14 protein-coding genes are annotated in these 16,369 nt (G+C 68.3%); 4 read left to right on the plus strand and 10 right to left on the minus strand.

The annotated features are described in order from the left end of the window. Positions 1–20: 20 nt before the first annotated feature. On the plus strand, positions 21–902 hold the full coding sequence (locus AS181_RS08040; protein ID WP_058251054.1) for a LysR family transcriptional regulator: 882 nt from the start codon (positions 21–23) through the stop codon (positions 900–902). Positions 903–982: 80 nt separating this feature from the next. Here the strand turns inward: AS181_RS08040 and AS181_RS08045 are convergent, their stop codons facing one another. The 6 genes from AS181_RS08045 to leuA all read right to left on the minus strand — a co-directional run bounded on the left by AS181_RS08045 (position 983) and on the right by leuA (position 7,652). Beyond that, positions 983–2,134, minus strand: a complete 1,152-nt coding sequence (locus tag AS181_RS08045) for an acyl-CoA dehydrogenase family protein (protein ID WP_058251055.1) — start codon at positions 2,132–2,134, stop codon at positions 983–985. A 51-nt stretch (positions 2,135–2,185) separates the two neighbouring features. Then, positions 2,186–2,857: a TetR/AcrR family transcriptional regulator gene (locus tag AS181_RS08050; RefSeq protein WP_058251056.1), complete on the minus strand. Its 672-nt coding sequence runs from the start codon at positions 2,855–2,857 to the stop codon at positions 2,186–2,188. Then, on the minus strand, positions 2,850–4,043 hold the full coding sequence (locus AS181_RS08055; protein WP_058251057.1) for a thiolase family protein: 1,194 nt from the start codon (positions 4,041–4,043) through the stop codon (positions 2,850–2,852). Before AS181_RS08055 ends, AS181_RS08050 begins: the two co-directional genes overlap by 8 nt. A 176-nt stretch (positions 4,044–4,219) precedes the next feature. Then, positions 4,220–4,540, minus strand: a complete 321-nt coding sequence (locus AS181_RS08060) for a putative quinol monooxygenase (protein WP_058251058.1) — start codon at positions 4,538–4,540, stop codon at positions 4,220–4,222. Between the two features lie 137 nt (positions 4,541–4,677). Continuing rightward, complete coding sequence (locus AS181_RS08065; protein WP_058251059.1) at positions 4,678–5,697, minus strand: LLM class flavin-dependent oxidoreductase; 1,020 nt, start codon at positions 5,695–5,697, stop codon at positions 4,678–4,680. Between the two features lie 104 nt (positions 5,698–5,801). Next, the gene (gene leuA, locus AS181_RS08070; RefSeq protein WP_058251144.1) at positions 5,802–7,652 is read right to left on the minus strand and encodes a 2-isopropylmalate synthase; all 1,851 of its coding nucleotides are present in this window, start codon (positions 7,650–7,652) and stop codon (positions 5,802–5,804) included. 357 nt (positions 7,653–8,009) lie between these two features. On the opposite strand from leuA, the gene AS181_RS08075 reads away from it, so the two are divergent. Further along, positions 8,010–9,413 (plus strand): MFS transporter, encoded by a 1,404-nt coding sequence (locus tag AS181_RS08075; RefSeq protein ID WP_058251060.1) that lies wholly within the window; start codon positions 8,010–8,012, stop codon positions 9,411–9,413. A gap of 98 nt (positions 9,414–9,511) precedes the next feature. Here AS181_RS08075 and AS181_RS08080 read toward each other — a convergent pair whose 3' ends face one another. Genes AS181_RS08080 through AS181_RS08090 form a run of 3 tightly spaced genes read right to left on the minus strand, consistent with a single transcriptional unit; the run spans position 9,512 to position 12,712 of the window. Further along, complete coding sequence (locus AS181_RS08080; RefSeq protein ID WP_058251145.1) at positions 9,512–10,417, minus strand: glycoside hydrolase family 16 protein; 906 nt, start codon at positions 10,415–10,417, stop codon at positions 9,512–9,514. Positions 10,418–10,476: 59 nt separating this feature from the next. Then, positions 10,477–11,055, minus strand: a complete 579-nt coding sequence (locus AS181_RS08085) for a nitroreductase family protein (protein ID WP_058251061.1) — start codon at positions 11,053–11,055, stop codon at positions 10,477–10,479. 40 nt (positions 11,056–11,095) lie between these two features. Next, positions 11,096–12,712 carry an MFS transporter gene (locus tag AS181_RS08090; protein WP_058251146.1) on the minus strand — a complete coding sequence of 539 codons (1,617 nt, stop codon included), beginning with the start codon at positions 12,710–12,712 and terminating at the stop codon, positions 11,096–11,098. A 114-nt stretch (positions 12,713–12,826) separates the two neighbouring features. Here AS181_RS08090 and AS181_RS08095 point away from each other — a divergent pair, with 114 nt between their 5' ends. Next, the gene (locus tag AS181_RS08095) at positions 12,827–13,489 is read left to right on the plus strand and encodes a TetR/AcrR family transcriptional regulator (protein ID WP_058251062.1); all 663 of its coding nucleotides are present in this window, start codon (positions 12,827–12,829) and stop codon (positions 13,487–13,489) included. A gap of 162 nt (positions 13,490–13,651) precedes the next feature. Here AS181_RS08095 and AS181_RS08100 read toward each other — a convergent pair whose 3' ends face one another. Further along, positions 13,652–14,953, minus strand: a complete 1,302-nt coding sequence (locus AS181_RS08100) for a mannosyltransferase family protein (RefSeq protein ID WP_058251063.1) — start codon at positions 14,951–14,953, stop codon at positions 13,652–13,654. Between the two features lie 148 nt (positions 14,954–15,101). On the opposite strand from AS181_RS08100, the gene AS181_RS08105 reads away from it, so the two are divergent. Next, positions 15,102–16,367, plus strand: a complete 1,266-nt coding sequence (locus AS181_RS08105) for an aspartate kinase (protein WP_058251064.1) — start codon at positions 15,102–15,104, stop codon at positions 16,365–16,367. Positions 16,368–16,369: the final 2 nt, after the last annotated feature.

Raw genomic sequence — 16,369 nt, forward strand, 5'->3', positions numbered from 1 at the left:
GGCCTGAGTACCGTTGTCGCATGGAAGTCCGGCGTCTGCGGCTGCTGCGGGAATTCGCCGACCGGGAGTCGATCGGCGCGGTCGCCGAGGCGATGCACATGACCCCGTCGGCGGTGTCGCAACAGCTGAAGGTCCTGGCCGAGGAGGCCGGTGTCGCGTTGTTCGAACCCGATGGCCGCCGAATCCGATTGACCGAGGCGGGGCGTGCGCTCGTGCTGCGCGCCGATGACGTGATCGCGGCGGTGGATCGGGCGCAGGAGGAGATGTCGTCGTATCGGTCGGGCAAGGCCCGGGTCCGCCTGGCGATGTTCCCGTCCGGTGCGACCCTGCTGCTGCCGGCGGTCCTGGAGCGGGCCACCGCATCGGGCATCGACGTACACGCGGTCCATCTCGACGTCGGATACCACGACGCGGCACCGGCTCTCGCCGACCACGATATCGTCGTCACCCACCGTGACGAACGCACGCCGGCGATCGACGTGCCCCGGGTCCGGGTCACCGAGCTGATGCGCGAACCGGTCGACGTGATCGTCGCGGCCGACAACGAGTTGGCCACACGAGATCAGGTCGCGGTCACCGAACTGGCCGACCACGATTGGATCAGTGTCGAGGGCGGGTTCCCGGTCGATGACGTGCTGGTGTCGATCTCGGCGGCGACCGGAGTGGCGCCGCGGGTCACGCAGCGGATGCTGGACTTCACCACCATCGAGGCGCTCGTCGCCCATGGGCACGGCATCGCGCTGATGCCGCGCTTCGCGGTCCGCCATCCGAAGGTGAAACGGCTGGTGCTCAAGGGAGTTCGCGCCGCACGGGTGTACGAGGCGCTCGCCCGTCCGCGTTCGCGGTCCGCCGTGCAGCAGGTCGTCGATCACCTACGTGTGGTGGGTGCCGAGCAGGGCTGACGGCCCGACGCCACCTGAGCGGGCCCGGATACACCGACAGCCCGGGGCGCGTGCCCCGGGCTGTCGACGATTGCGAGAACTCAGACGCCGAGGCTCTTGCCGACGATGTCCTTCATGATCTCGGTGGTGCCACCGAAGATCGTCTGGATACGAGCGTCGGTGTAGGCGCGGGCAACCCGGTACTCGTTCATGTAGCCGTAGCCGCCGTGCAGCTGGAGGCAGCTGTCGATGACCCGCTTGGCGAGCTCGGTACACCACCACTTGTTCTTCGAGGCGTCGACGGCGTTCAGTTCACCATCGAGAACGCCCTGCAGGCAGCGGTCGATGTAGACCTCGGCGATGTCGAGCTCGGTCGCCATCTCGGCGAGCGAGAAGCGGTTCGCCTGGAAAGTGCCGATCGGGCGGCCGAAGGCCTTGCGGTCCTTGGTGTACTGCAGGGTCTCGTCGAAGATCGCACGCGCACCGGCGATGGCGCCGATGCCGATCGACAGCCGCTCCGACGGCAGGTTCTGCATGAGGTGGTAGAAGCCCATGCCCTCCTGGCCGAGCAGGTTCTCGACCGGCACGCGCACGTCGTTGAAGTGCAGCTCGGCGGTGTCCTGGGCCTTGAGGCCCATCTTGTCGAGCTTGCGGCCGCGCTCGAAGCCCTCCATGCCGCGCTCGACGACGAGCAGCGAGAACGCCTTGTGGCCCGCCTCGGGATCGGGGTTGGTCCGGCAGACCACGACGACGAGGTCGGAGTTGATGCCCGACGAGATGAACGTCTTGTTGCCGTTCAGGACATAGTGATCGCCCTCGAGCTTGGCCGAGGTCTTGATGCCCGCCAGGTCGGAGCCCGCGCCCGGCTCGGTCATCGCGACGGCGAGGATCGTCTCGCCGGTGGCGATCCCGGGCATCCAGCGCTTCTTCTGCTCGTCGTTGGCGAGGTGCACGAAGTACGGTGCGACGACGTCGTTCTGCAGGCTGAGGCCGGGTGCCGCGCCGTCGAACTTCGCGAACTCCTCGACCACCACGGCGTTGAACCGGAAGTCGTCCATGGCACCGCCGCCGCCGTACTCCTCGGGGATGTTGAATCCGAGAAGACCTGCGTCACCGGCCTTCTTGAATGCGATGCGATCGACCTGACCGGCTCGCGTCCACTCCTCGGTGTACGGGGCGCATTCGCGCTGCAGGAACTGCCGCGCGGTTTCCCGCAGGGCCTCGTGCTCGTCTTCGAAGATGGTGCGTTTCATGGCTTCTGCCTTTCTGCTCTACTCGATCGTCGTTCAGGAGTTGTCGGTCGGTCAGTTGTCGTTCTGGTCGGCGTCGCGCGCGCCGACGACGCGCAGTGAGAGCAGCGCATACGACGCCGCGACCTCGGCCGGTGTCCGGGCACCCGAGGGGCGGTACCAGGTGGTGATCGCCTGGCATGCGCCGAACAGGTAGCGCAGCACGTCTTTCACGTCGTCGTCGAAGTGGAACTCACCGGATTCGACGCCACGCTCGATGACACTGGCGAGCAGCTCCTCGGTCTCGGTCCGCATCGCGACGTAGGTCTCCCGTCGCGGATCCTCGACGTCGAGGTGGCGGAACTCGCTTGCCACGCTGGCGAGTTCGACGTCGTTGGTCATGTGCAGGACGATCGACTCGATCGCGTTGGACAGCTGCTCGCTCGGCGTCCGTCCGGACTCGATGGCCGCACCCACCCACGCGAGCACAGCGGTCATCGCCGCCTCGAGCAGTTCGACCAGGATCCCCAGCTTGTTGTCGTGGTGGTAGTACAGCGTCGGCAGCGACACCCCCGCTCGCGAGGCGATGTCGCGGATCGAGGTGCCGTGGTAACCGCGTTCATAGAACGCGTGTTTCGCCGCGACGAGAGTGGCCGGCAGCGGAACCTGTTCGCGCAGCCGCCAGTCCAGACCGTCGGTCTCGATCGTGAATTTCCGGGCGGGAACCGCCCGGGCCGGCTCAGACACGTTCGATGATGGTGGCGTTGGCCATGCCCGCGCCCTCGCACATGGTCTGCAGGCCGTACCGGCCACCGGTCGCCTCGAGATGGTTGACGAGCGTGCCCAGCAGGCGGGTGCCCGACGATCCGAGCGCGTGGCCCAGCGCGATCGCGCCGCCCCGCGGGTTCAGCTTGGCCGGGTCGGCGCCGAACTCGTGGGCCCAGGCCAGGGGCACGGAGGCGAAGGCTTCGTTGACCTCGTAGGCGTCGATGTCGTCGATGGACAGTCCCGAGCGCGCGAGGATCTTGTGCGTGGCCGGGATGGGAGCGGTCAGCATGAAGATCGGATCGTCGCCGGCGACCGAGAACGAGTGGAACCGTGCGCGGGGGGTCAGGCCCAGCTTCGAGGCCATGACGTCGCTCATGATCAGTGCGCCCGACGCGCCGTCGGTCAGCGGCGACGAGTTACCGGGGGTGATGTGCCAGTTGATCTCCGGGAAGCGAGCCGCGAAGTCCTCGCTGTAGAACGACGGCTTCAGGCCCGACAAGCCCTCGGGAGTGGTGGTCGCGCGCACCGTCTCGTCGGTCTTGTGCGTGAACGTCGTGCCGTCGGCGTCAGCGACGTCGATGGGCAGGATCTCGCGATCGAAGAAGCCCTCGCCGGCCGCCGCGGCGGCACGCTGGTGGGACTGCGCGGCGAAGGCGTCGAGCGTGTCGCGGTCGAACTTCCACTTGGCGGCGACCAGTTCAGCGGAGATGCCCTGTCCGACAAGTCCATCCGGGTACCGTGCTTCGATGCTCGGGCCGTAGGGGCTGCGCCCGGCGGTGGTGAAGCCCATCGGGACGCGACTCATCGATTCCACGCCGGCGGCGATCACCACGTCGTAGGCGCCGGCGATGATGCCCTGCGCGGCGAAGTGGGCGGCCTGCTGGCTCGATCCGCACTGCCGGTCGACGGTGGTGGCGGGTACGGATTCGGGGAAGCCGGCGGACAGCAGCGCGGTCCGCGAGATGTTCAGGGCCTGCTCGCCGGCCTGACCGACGCAGCCGCCGATCACGTCTTCGACGAGTGCCGGATCGAGGTCGTTGCGCTCGACCAGGGAGCGCAGCACATGCGCGAGGAGCTCGACGGGCTTGGTCTCCGACAGCGAGCCACCGGGCTTGCCCTTTCCGGACGCGAGGCGGACGACGTCGACGATGACGGCTTCGGGCATGAGGGTTCCTCTCGGGAGCGGGTCACGGCGCAGCGCACCGCTTCGCGCGGCGTACTTTATCTAACGATCGTTATACCGGTCTAGCACGCGCCCGGCAGGGGAATCAACAACACTGGCCGCGGAAATGCGCGAAGCCCCCACCCGACAGGTCGGATGGGGGCAGATGTCGCGGTGGGTCAGATGGTGCCTTTGTCCGGCTGACCTGCAGGAACGGCGGTGAAGGTCCGGACGTCCAGCGGTCCGGAAAGCAGGCCCCCGATCGCCTTGCCGAGCGCGGTGAGCGCCGGAGCGGAGCCGTGCGTCGCCAGGGCCTCCGTGGATTCCCAGCGCTCGATCATCACCAGGTCGGTCGAGTCGCCGGTGGCCTCGTGCAACGCGTACTTCCCGCATCCCGGCTCGCCGTGGACTTCGGGGATCGCGGCGAGCACGGCCTCCCGCACGGCCTGTTCCTCACCGGGTTTGGGGGAGATGGTGGCGACGACGATGACTTCGGACATTCGTGGAACTCCATTCGCGTCCAGCGGGTCGTGGACTCGGGACATGCCTGGCACGTGGACGCCGGACACCCCGGTGACGTTAGGTCAGCGAGACGACCCGGTGTGGCGGTTTCGTCAGGACCGCGGGTCGTCGGAGGTCAGCGCCAGCCGAGAGCCGGTGCGACGTGCGTGAGGATCGACTCGAGGACGTGTGCGTTGTACTCGACCCCGAGTTGGTTCGGCACGGTCAGCAAGAGGGTGTCGGCCGCGGCGATCGCCTCGTCCTCGCGCAACTGCTCGATCAGCTTGTCCGGCTCATCGGCGTAACTGCGTCCGAAGCGGGCGACGCTGTTGTCGATGACGCCGACCTGATCGGATTCGGCGCCGCCGCGGCCGAAGTAGGCGCGGTCTCGGTCGTCGACGATGGCGAAGATGCTGCGGCTCACCGATACTCGTGGCTCACGCGGGTGTCCGGCATCGGCCCAGGCCTTGCGGAACCGCTGGATCTGTTCGGCCTGTAACTGGTGGAACGGCACCCCGGTGTCCTCGGTCAACAGCGTCGAGCTCATCAGGTTCATGCCCTGCTGGGCGGTCCATTCCGCGGTCGCCCGGGTCCCGGCGCCCCACCAGATGCGGTCCCGCAGGCCGGGGGACTGCGGCTCGATGGGCAGGAGTCCCGGCGGGTTGGGGAACATCGGACGGGGATTCGGCGTGGCGAAACCGCCGCCCTCGATGACCTTCAGGAACACCTCGGTGTGCTGTCGCGCCATGTCCGCATCGGTCGACCCCTCGGGCGGGACGTAGCCGAAGTACTTGTAGCCGTCGATGACCTGCTCGGGGGACCCACGACTGATCCCGAGCTGCAGCCGGCCGCCGGAGATGAGATCCGCGGCGCCGGCGTCCTCGGCCATGTACAGCGGGTTCTCGTAGCGCATGTCGATGACGCCGGTGCCGATCTCGATGCGACTGGTCTTGGCGCCGATCGCCGCAAGCAGCGGGAACGGCGATGCGAGTTGCCGTGCGAAGTGATGGACGCGGAAGTACGCACCGTCGGCGCCGAGCTCCTCGGCGGCCACCGCGAGGTCGATGGACTGCAGCAGCGTGTCCGCGCCGGACCGCACCTGGGACCCGTGGGCGTCCGACCAGTGACCGAACGACAGGAAACCGATGTTCTTCATGCCCTCTAAATGAAACTCTGGTCCGTTTTGTTCCCGTCAGAACGATTCCGTCCCGCCGATCGGCGCGATCGACGGGACGGAATCGGGTCTTCGAAGGGGGAGGGTCAGGGCGCCCAGGTGCCCGGGGCTGCCTCGCCGTCGGCGACCGGAACCGAGGTGACCCGGTAAGCGCGGTTCACCGCCGAGACGACTGCACGCAGGCTGGCGGTGGTGATCGACGACGCGATGCCGACACCCCAGACCGTCTCGCCGTTGACCTCGGTCTCGACGTACGCCGCTGCGCTGGCGTCGCCGCCGGCGGTCAGCGCGTGCTCGCTGTAGTCGAGGACCCGTACCTCGTAGCCGACGGCGCCGAGCGCGTCGACGAAGGCCGCCAGCGGACCGTTGCCGGAGCCGGAGATCTCCCGCTCGTTGCCCTCGACCTTCACCACGGCGGTGATGTGGTCGTCGCCGCCGTCGACCTCGGCCGCGTCCACCTTCTGCCGGATGCGCTCGAGCGGCCAGATCGGGTGCAGGTAGTTCTCCGCGAAGACGTCCCACATCTCCTTGGGATTGACCTCGCCGCCCTCGCCGTCGGTGATCTTCTGGATCTCCCGGCTGAACTCGATCTGCAGACGACGCGGCAGGTTCATGCCGTGGTCGGCCTTCATGATGTACGCGACGCCGCCCTTGCCGGACTGGCTGTTGACGCGGATGACCGCTTCGTAGTTGCGGCCGACGTCCTTGGGGTCGATCGGCAGATACGGGACGGCCCAGATGATGTCGTCGACGTCGGAGTCGGCGTTGTCGGCGTCGACCTTCATCTGGTCGAGGCCCTTGTTGATCGCGTCCTGGTGGCTGCCCGAGAACGCGGTGTAGACCAGGTCGCCGCCGTAGGGATGACGCTCGGGGACGTTGAGCTGGTTGCAGTACTCGACCGTCCGGCGGATCTCGTCGATGTCGGAGAAGCTGATCTGCGGGTCGACGCCGCGGCTGAACATGTTCATGCCGAGGGTCACCAGGCAGACGTTGCCGGTGCGCTCGCCGTTGCCGAACAGGCATCCCTCGATGCGGTCGGCGCCCGCCTGGTAGCCCAGTTCGGCTGCGGCGACGGCGGTTCCGCGGTCGTTGTGGGGGTGCAGGCTCAGGATGACCGAGTCGCGCCGCGCGAGATTGCGGTGCATCCACTCGATCGAGTCGGCGTAGACGTTGGGAGTGGCCATCTCGACGGTCGCGGGCAGATTGATGATCATCGGCCGCTCCGGGGTGGGGGCGATGATCTCGGTGACCGCGTCGCACACCTCCTTGGCGAAGCTCAGCTCGGTGCCCGTGTAGGACTCCGGCGAGTACTCGTACCGCCAGTTGGTGTCCGGGTAGTTCTGCTGTACCTCGAGGACCTTGTGCGCGGCGTCGGTCGCGATTTTGGTGATCGCCGCCTTGTCCGCGCGGAACACGACTCGACGCTGCAGGACCGACGTCGAGTTGTAGAAGTGGACGATCACGTTGGCCGCCCCGCGGCAGGCGTCGAAGGTGCGCTCGATCAGTTCGTCACGACACTGGGTCAGCACCTGGATCGTCACGTCGTCGGGGATGGCGCCGTCTTCGATGATCTCGCGGACGAAGTCGTAATCGGTCTGGCTGGCCGACGGGAAGCCGACCTCGATCTCCTTGTAGCCCATCCGGACGAGGAGGTCGAACATGCGGCGCTTGCGTGCCGGGCTCATGGGGTCGATGAGTGCCTGGTTGCCGTCGCGCAGGTCGACCGCACACCACATCGGGGCGGTGGTGATGACCTTGTCGGGCCAGGTGCGGTCGGGAACCGCCACCTTCTCGACCTCGTCGGCGAACTGGCGATAACGATGAACGGGCATCGCGGAGCTGCGCTGCGGGTTCCATGAGGGTTGTCCGGCGGGAATCGGGCCTGCGGGCTCGACGATTCGGCTGGCGCCGGAAGTGAAGCTGTCTGCTGGTGCCATGGTGGTCATTCTCCGTGTGTGGAAGGAAAGTGACCGGCGCGTGATGAGGCCCCGCGACGGAGGGCCGGTCGTTTCAGACCCCGCCGCGGCAACCGAGGAGGAGTGCGCGCTGCATGCGCTCGACTGTACTCCCCGGCGACGAGGTGGCCAAAGCTGCAGGTGAGGCCGGGTCATGACGTCCCCCTCTTCGGGGGGTGCCGCCTCACCGACACGGGCTCCAGACTATGACATGCCTCTCACCGTGCAGCCGGAGTGACCCAAATCATCCGAGCGGCGGACAGGGGCACCCGGACCGATGATGCCCGGGATCTCGAGCCGCCACCCCGACGCGGCCGTCTGCAGAAAGGGCTAACGCCAGTGACGACCATCCCCGCCGAACCGCCGGTGACCGAACCGCCGGAGGGTAAACGCACGAGCCTTCGACGCGTGGCCGCCGCGAGTTCTATCGGCACGACGATCGAGTTCTACGACTTCTTCATCTACGGCACCGCCGCCGCCCTGGTGTTCCCGACGGTGTTCTTCCCGGCCGCCGACGAGGTCACCGGGACCATCGCGTCCTTTGCCACCTTCGCCGTGGCATTCTTCGCGCGGCCGGTCGGCGCGATGCTCTTCGGTCACTTCGGCGACCGGATCGGCCGTAAACGCACCCTGGTGTGGACCCTGCTCATCATGGGATTGGCGACGGTCGCGATCGGTCTTCTCCCCGGTTACGAGACCGGTGTGTTCGGCTTCGCCGAATCCGGGATCGGCATCGCGGCGCCCATCCTCCTCGTCTTCCTGCGGTTCCTGCAGGGCTTCGCCGTCGGCGGCGAATGGGCGGGCGCAACGCTTCTCACCGCCGAGTACGCCCCACCGGGCAAGCGGGGGCTGTACGCGATGTTCCCGCAACTCGGCCCGGCCTTCGCGTTCTTCCTGTCGAGCCTGACGTTCCTCATCGCGAGCCTGACGCTCGGCGAGACCAGTTCGGCGTTCCTCGACTACGGCTGGCGCATCCCGTTCATCCTGTCCTTCGCGCTCGTCGCCGTCGGGTTGTGGGTCCGGCTCGCGGTCGCGGAGACGCCGGTGTTCCGAGAAGCGCAGCAGCGCGGGACAATCGGCGGTCCCGAGGTCGACGGTCCGGCACTGCCGTTCCTCGACGCCTTCCGCCACCAGTGGCGCGAGATCCTCATCGCCGGCGGCGCGCTGGCGAGCCTGTTCTCGCTGTTCTACATGGGCACGGCGTTCCTCACGAACTACGGCACCAAGTCACTGGAACTGTCGCGGACCTTCGTGCTGACCGCGGGGATGGGCGCGGCCGTGGTGTTCGGACTGTCGACCGCGGCGTCGGCGGTGTGGTCGGACCGCGTGGGTCGTCGCCGGGTCATCCTCACCTCGTGCAGCGTCGCGATCCCCTGGGCGCTGGTGCTGTTCCCGATCCTCGAGATCGGCGGCGGCTTCGCGTTCGTGGTCGGACTCTTCGGGACGCTGCTGATCTTCGGCATCGCCTACGGTCCGGCCGGTGCGCTTCTGCCCGAACTGTTCGAGGCGCGGTACCGCTACACCGGTGCGGGGATGGGTTACAACCTGGCCGGCATCCTCGGTGGGGCGATCCCGCCGCTGATCGCCGCCCCGCTGATCGCGGGTCCCGGTGCGATCTGGGTGGGTGTCCTGCTCGCCGGTCTGTCGGCACTCAGCGTCGTGTGCACGATCAAGATCGTCGAGACCAAGGACAAGACGATGCGGGCGTCGGTCACCGACGACGAGCAGGTGCTGGTCGCGTAAGCGACTGTCCCGCAACCGCATACAAGAACTCCGCCCCGGGCCGGTCGGCTCGGGGCGGAGTTGTTGCCACCGTCCGCAAGCTACGGGCGCTCCTCAGCTCAGGCAGCGGGGGTGGACGGGGTGTAGCGCAACCAGTCGACCCTCATCGTCGCCGGGCTCGGAGTCGTCGACGACGGGCGCCCGGGCCAGATGCCGCCGACCGCGACGTTGAGCAGTGCGTACATCGGCTTGTCGAAGACCCACCGTTCGTCGCCGGTGAGCGAGGAGCGGTTGATCGTGTAGACCGCGTTCCCGTCGATGGTGAAACGGATCTGCGACGACGACTTGGTCACCGCGTAGACGTGGAAGTCGCCCGGATCGATGCCGGTTAGGTCGTGGCCCCGCTCCCAGCGGCCGGCGAGCGGCCCCGGCAGCGGCAGTCCGGGGAGGAGATCGGCGAGCGAGAGATCGAGTGATCCCATCGCGGTGCCCAGCGCCGTCGGGCCGTGCACGCCCACGTGGACCCAGTCGGAGGAGTTGGTCGTCTCGGCGATGTCGACCTCGCCGGCCGCCGGGTACCCGACGGAGTCGATGTCGCTCCCCAGCAGCCAGAACGCCGGGTGCAACCCGCGACCCTGCGGCAGGGAGATGCGCGCGGAGATCGTCCCGTAGGTGAACTCGAAGCTGTCCTTGGTGGTGAGCCGGGCCGACGTCCAGCCGCCGGTCGCCGCGCGGCGCGCCTCGATGAGCAGGTTGCCGTTGCCGTCGAGCCGCGAGTTCAGCCGATCGGCGGTGTAGTTCTGCACCTCGTTGTTGCCCCAGCCGCCGGCGCCGGTCTCGTGCTGCAGCGCCGACGGGAGAGTGCCGGCGGCGCCGTCGAATTCGAGGCTGAACGGCTCGTCGGCGTGGGCGGCCGCCGGCACGGACAGTGCTGCCGCGGCTGTCAGTGCGGTGACGGCGGCGACGGGCGCGAGGTGCGCTCCCAGTCGGCGGAGGAGTCCTCGAGGTTGAGGTGTGACAGTCATGGAGAACAAGTACCACACGTCACTTCTGTCTCATATGCCTCGTTCGTCACATTCGCCGGTCAGGCGCCTGTGGAGTCCGGGAACGCGGGACGTCCCCAGCGGCCCGCGAACGCGACCTCGGACAGCGGGAGCCGGGTGCGGGATTTCTCGTCGCGGGCGCGGATCTCCTCGGGAAGGGACGCCGGGTCGGCGAGCGCGCCGACTCCGAGCAGCACCAGCGGTCGTTTGTCGGCGGGGATCCCGAAGATGTCGCGGGCTGCCTCGGCGTCGAAACCGGCCATCGGATGGGCATTGAAGCCGAGGGCCTCGGACTGCAGGATCATCTGCGCCACCGCCAGTCCACAGTCGACGGCCCCGTACGTGTGGGCCTTCGCGTCGTCGGGGTCATCGGTGGTGCAGACCAGGATCAGGGCTGCCGAGCGCGGCGCCCACCCCGAGTTCCCCCGGGTCAGGACGCCGGCGAGGCCGTCGAACGTCGGGTCGCCGCGCAGTCCCGCGATGAAGCGCACCGGCTGCACCCGGCCCCAGGTGGGAGCCCAGCGCCCGGCGTCGACGATCGTGGTGACGTCGTCGAGCGAGATGGTCGCGGACGGATCGTAGCCGCGGGCGCTACGGCGGCCCGAGATGAGTTCGTGCATCCGCCCGAGGGTAGTGGCGCGGCGACCGCCGGGCTCGCCGTCAGGAGTCGGTGCGTGCGACGCCCACGGGGCCGGTCGCCGGGAGCGAAGCGAGCGGGACCGAATCTGCACCGTCCGGCAGTTGCACCTCGGCGACCTCGGCCTGCGGATCGGTGGGCTCGTCGCGCATCACGAACAGCAGGACCGTGCCGAGTGCGAGGAGCGCCAGACCGCTCGCCAGCGACGCCGCGTGCATGCCGTCGACGAAGGCCTGCTTCGCAGCGGTGGCCAACCCCTCTCCGGCCGAACCCATGTCGGTCGCCCGGTGCAGGGTCTCGCCCAGGGTGTCGCCGAACGACCAACCCCGGTCGCCGTCTCGGAACACGAGGGTGGCCAGCGATCCGAGAAGGGCCAGGCCCATCGCGGTCCCGAGCTCGAAGCTCGTCTCCGAGATACCCGACGCGGCGCCCGACCGCTCCGGCGGAACCGAGCCGACGACCACGACCGACACCAGGCTGAACTGGATGCCGTAGCCGACGCCCGCGATCGTCGTGCACAGCACGTACACCCAGACCGGGGTCGAGGTGCCGAGGGTCAGCATGCCGAGATTGCCTGCGGCGGCCAGGCCGACAGAACCGACGAAGGCCAGCCGGGTGCCCAGGAACGCGGCGACCCGGGTCGCGCCGATGGAGAACACCGCCACCGCGACGGCCATCGGCAGGCCGGCGATGGCCGCGGCCAGGACGTCGTGGCCCATGACCGACTGGAGGTAGACGCCGGTCAGGTACGACATGCCGCCGAGGGCCATCATGCCGATCAGCGCAACGGCGACCGCTCCGCTGAACTGCGCGTTGCCGAACAGCTTGAGGTCCAGGAGCGGTGACGTGACCCGGCGCTGGTGCAGCAGGAATGTGACGAGCAGCGCGGCACCCACCACTCCGGCGACCACCACGCCGGTCGTGGCGCCTTCGCTCGCGACCGTCTTGACGGCATAGACGAGCGGGAGGATTCCGGCCATCGAGAGCACGACGCCGACGACATCGAACGGGTCGTTCGTCGCGGCCCGGTACTCGGGGATCAGGCGCGGCCCGAAGACGAACAGTGCGGCGAGCACCGGGACGTTGATGAGGAAGACCACGCCCCACCAGAAGTGGTGCAGCAGAACGCCTCCGATGACCGGGCCGACCGCACTGCCGCCGGCGAACGCCGCGGTCCACACACCGATCGCGCGCCCGCGCTCGCGGGCGTCGGGGAACATGTTGGCGATGAGCGACAGGCTCGACGGCAGCAGGGTGGCACCGCCGATGCCCATCAGGGCGCGCGCCGCGATCAGGATCTCGGGCGAGGGTGCGAAAGCGGCGATGACCGACGCGATGCCGAACAGGGCGGCGCCGGCGAGGAGGATCCGTCGCCGGCCGACGCGGTCGCCGACATTGCCCATCGTGATCAGCAGGCCGGCGATGAGGAAGCCATAGATGTCGAGAATCCACAGCTGCTGGGCCGCGGACGGCGCGAGTGCATCGGTGATCGACGGGATGGCGAGGTACAGCACCGAGACATCCATCGAGACCAGGAACACCGGCAGGGTCAGCACGGCCAGTCCCAGCCACGTTCGCCGGTCGGCGGTACCCGAGGTGGTCGGGCGGAGCCGGTTCGACGGGTCGAGCTGGGCGGACATCATTCCTCCTTCGCGGCAGCTACCTACGCGTACGGTGTACGCGGGTCAGCGTACGGGGATGAGTACGCTGTACGCAATCGGATTATTCCCGCCCTGAGCAGGAGGAACGAGAACGTGACGGCCGACACCTCGAAACTGTCGACGGCGACGATCGTCGATGCCGCCATCGCCGTGGCCGACGATGCCGGGATCGGCTCGCTGTCGATGCGGCGGGTCGCCGAGAAGCTCGGGGTCGGGGCCATGTCGCTGTATCGCCACGTCGAGGACAAGGACGCGCTGCTGCAGGCGATGTCGACCGAGGTCGGCCGGCGGTTTCCGTACCCCGTCGACACCGCGCCCGAGTGGCGGACCCGGGTCGGGATCGCCGTCGACGTCGACTGGGACCTCTACACCCGGCATCCGTGGGTGGTCCTGGCCTACTCGTCGCCCCGGCACAGTTACGGCGAGGATTCGCTGGCGTGCCTCGACTGGCTGGCGGCCGGATTCCTCGAGCTCGGCGTCGGCATCGAACGCGCCACCGACATGGCGCTGTCGGTCTGGAGCTTCGTCCACGGCGTCGCCCTTGTCGCAGTGAGCGATCAGTTGCTCCACGACGACGCCCTGCTGCCGTCCGCGGGACTGGCCGAGGTGATCTCGGGGGAGTCCGAAGTCGAGGTCCCGTCGCATCTCGCCCGCCTCGCCGGCCGTCGCGATGCCGGCCGGCTGCTCGATCCCCGGGCGCGGCTCGACGCCGGAATCGACTACCTCTGCCTGGGATTCGCGGCGTCGGCGGTGTGACAACCTTCGGCTCCCTGAGAGGCGTGCGAAGAGGGTTTTTCTGCTCCCTGAGGAGCGAGCTTGCGAGCGTCACGAAGGGTTTCGCAACCCCGGTCACCGGACCCTTCGTGACGCGCCCTCCGCAGGCTCCGGGCGCTCCTCGGGGAGCAGGGCAAGCGGTTGTCACATCGCGTGGGGGAACACGGTGAGCATGTGCGCGCCGAACCATGAGCTGCCGACCACGATCGGCACGACGATCAGTCCCGCGACCACCGGCCGCATCCGCGCCAGCGCCATCGCCAGCGGGATCAGCAGGACGAAGGCGGGCAGCAGCAACCGGGGCCGGCTCATCATCAGTCCGCTCGACAGCACGATCTGCGCGACCAGCAGCGAACCGTAGAGCAGGACCGGCCACGGCACCCGTGACCAGACGGCGACGCCCAACATCACCAGCGTGCTCAGCACGATCCACGACGTGGCCACCGGGGCGATCTCGGCCGAATGGACGAGCATTTCGTTGATGAACTCGAAAGCTGCCACGCCCCAGTCGAACTGGGTGTCCCAGCCCTCGGTCTGGATGCGGAACCACCCGGTCGGCGAGCCGGTGTGTGCCCACACCACGCAGAGATATGTGAGGTAACCGAGCGGGCTGATGACGATGGCGACGATCGCGCGGACGCGTGCCGCTCTCGGGACGTCGGTCCCGCGCGCCTGCCACAGGAACATGAGGGCCGCGAGCATCACGACCCCGATCAGGACCGCCGCCGTCGGCCGGCACAGACCGCAGAGCGCGGCGACGACGCCGGCGAGGAGCCAGCGCTTCTCGAGGACCCCCACCAGCGCCCACACCGCGAGCGCGCAGAACAGCGCCTCGGTGTAGGCCATGTTCAGCACGATCGACATCGGCGTCGCCGCGAAGAGCACCACCAGGAACAGTCCGGTTCCGCGTTCGGGTGCCGGGCCGATCGGGGACCGTCGTGCCATGAGTCGGGCGCACACCATTCCGAGACGTGCCGCACCGACCGCCGCCACGCATCCCAGGACCAGGTTCACCGTGATCGCCGCACCGAAGGGACTCAGGCCCGGCAGCTTCGCGATCAGGCCCACCAGGTACGGGTAACCGGGAAAGAAGGCGTACGCGGTGTCGACGGTGTGCAGACCCCGGGCGTCGGTGAGCGTGTAGGGCACGCCGTCGTAGCCGTGGGTCGCGATCGCGATCATCCACTGCCCATCCCAGACCGCCAGGGAGTCGCCCAGCGTGGTGCCCCGGAGATCGGCGAACCGCGCCAGGACGAGGATGCCGATGGCGCGGATGACGAGAAAGACGAGCAGCGCGTCGAGCCACCAGCGATGACCACGGACCGCGGCGGGCGACGACCCGAGAGGACCGAAATAACCGCGGGTCATCGACGCCAGTCGACGGCCGTAGCTGTTTGTACCGACGGGACCGGTTCCGGTGTCACCGACGTCGGTTGGGGAGGCCACGCGAGCGATCCTAGGGCGGATCACCTCGGTCCGGTCCCGTCGGGTGGGGCGGAGACCAGGTCAGAGCGGTCGCGGCGGTCCCGGTAAGGTTGTCCCGGCAAGTTGACGTCTATCGACCGGCACACTGGCCGGCGGGAGGTAACTCGACGTGGCCCTCGTGGTGCAGAAGTACGGCGGATCCTCGGTCGCAACGGCCGAACGCATCCGTCGCGTCGCCGAGCGGATCGTCGAGACCAAGAAGCAGGGCAACGACGTCGTCGTGGTCGTGTCGGCGATGGGCGACACCACCGATGAGCTCCTCGACCTCGCCCAGCAGGTCAACCCGGCGCCGCCGGCCCGTGAGATGGACATGCTGTTGACCTCGGGTGAGCGGATCTCCAACTCGCTCGTCGCGATGGCGATCAGCTCGATGGGCGCGCAGGCGCAGTCGTTCACCGGCTCGCAGGCCGGTGTCATCACGACGAGCAGCCACGGCAAGGCCAAGATCATCGACGTCACGCCCGGACGCGTCCGCAGCGCACTCGACGAGGGCAAGATCGTGCTGGTCGCCGGCTTCCAGGGCGTCTCGCAGGACACCAAGGACGTGACCACACTGGGACGCGGCGGCTCCGACACCACCGCGGTCGCGCTGGCGGCCGCGCTCGAGGCCGACGTCTGCGAGATCTACACCGACGTCGACGGCGTCTACTCGGCCGATCCGCGGATCGTGCCCGACGCCCGCCGTCTCGACACCGTCTGCTTCGAGGAGATGCTCGAGCTGGCTGCCTGTGGCGCCAAGGTGCTGATGCTGCGGTGCGTCGAATACGCGCGCCGATACAACGTTCCCGTTCACGTGCGCTCGTCGTACTCGACCAAACCCGGCACCATTGTGACCGGATCGATGGAGGACATCCCCGTGGAAGAAGCCATTCTCACCGGCGTCGCACATGACCGCAGCGAGGCCAAGATCACCGTCGTCGGCCTCGACGACAAGCCCGGTTACGCCGCGCGGGTGTTCCGCGCCGTGGCCGACGCCGAGATCAACATCGACATGGTGTTGCAGAACGTCTCGAAGGTCGACACCGGCAAGACCGACATCACCTTCACCCTGCCCCGCGAGCTGGGGCCGCTCGGCGTCGAGAAGCTCACCAAGCTGCAGTCCGAGATCGGGTTCACCGATCTGCTCTACGACGATCACATCGGCAAGGTGTCGCTCGTGGGCGCGGGCATGAAGTCGCACCCCGGCGTGACGGCCACGTTCTGTGAGGCCCTCAGCGAGGCCGGCGTGAACATCGAGCTGATCTCCACGTCGGAGATCCGGATCTCGGTGCTGTGCCGGGACACCGAACTCGACGACGCGGTGCGCGCTCTGCACGCCGCCTTCGATCTCGGCGGCGAAGAAGAAGCCGTCGTCTACGCCGGAACGGGGCGATAGCA

The sequence above is a fragment of the Gordonia sp. SGD-V-85 genome (assembly GCF_001456905.1).
Lineage (GTDB): Bacteria > Actinomycetota > Actinomycetes > Mycobacteriales > Mycobacteriaceae > Gordonia > Gordonia hongkongensis.

Excerpts from the sequence above, each read along its gene's own strand:
- AS181_RS08055 (WP_058251057.1), bottom strand. The coding sequence starts at position 4,043 with ATGCCCGAAGCCGTCATCGTCGACGTCGTCCGCCTCGCGTCCGGAAAG.
- AS181_RS08080 (WP_058251145.1), bottom strand. The coding sequence starts at position 10,417 with ATGACTGTCACACCTCAACCTCGAGGACTCCTCCGCCGACTGGGAGCG.
- leuA (WP_058251144.1), bottom strand. The coding sequence starts at position 7,652 with ATGGCACCAGCAGACAGCTTCACTTCCGGCGCCAGCCGAATCGTCGAG.
- AS181_RS08090 (WP_058251146.1), bottom strand. The coding sequence starts at position 12,712 with ATGTCCGCCCAGCTCGACCCGTCGAACCGGCTCCGCCCGACCACCTCG.
- AS181_RS08085 (WP_058251061.1), bottom strand. The coding sequence starts at position 11,055 with ATGCACGAACTCATCTCGGGCCGCCGTAGCGCCCGCGGCTACGATCCG.
- AS181_RS08040 (WP_058251054.1), top strand. The coding sequence starts at position 21 with ATGGAAGTCCGGCGTCTGCGGCTGCTGCGGGAATTCGCCGACCGGGAG.
- AS181_RS08060 (WP_058251058.1), bottom strand. The coding sequence starts at position 4,540 with ATGTCCGAAGTCATCGTCGTCGCCACCATCTCCCCCAAACCCGGTGAG.
- AS181_RS08065 (WP_058251059.1), bottom strand. The coding sequence starts at position 5,697 with ATGAAGAACATCGGTTTCCTGTCGTTCGGTCACTGGTCGGACGCCCAC.
- AS181_RS08045 (WP_058251055.1), bottom strand. The coding sequence starts at position 2,134 with ATGAAACGCACCATCTTCGAAGACGAGCACGAGGCCCTGCGGGAAACC.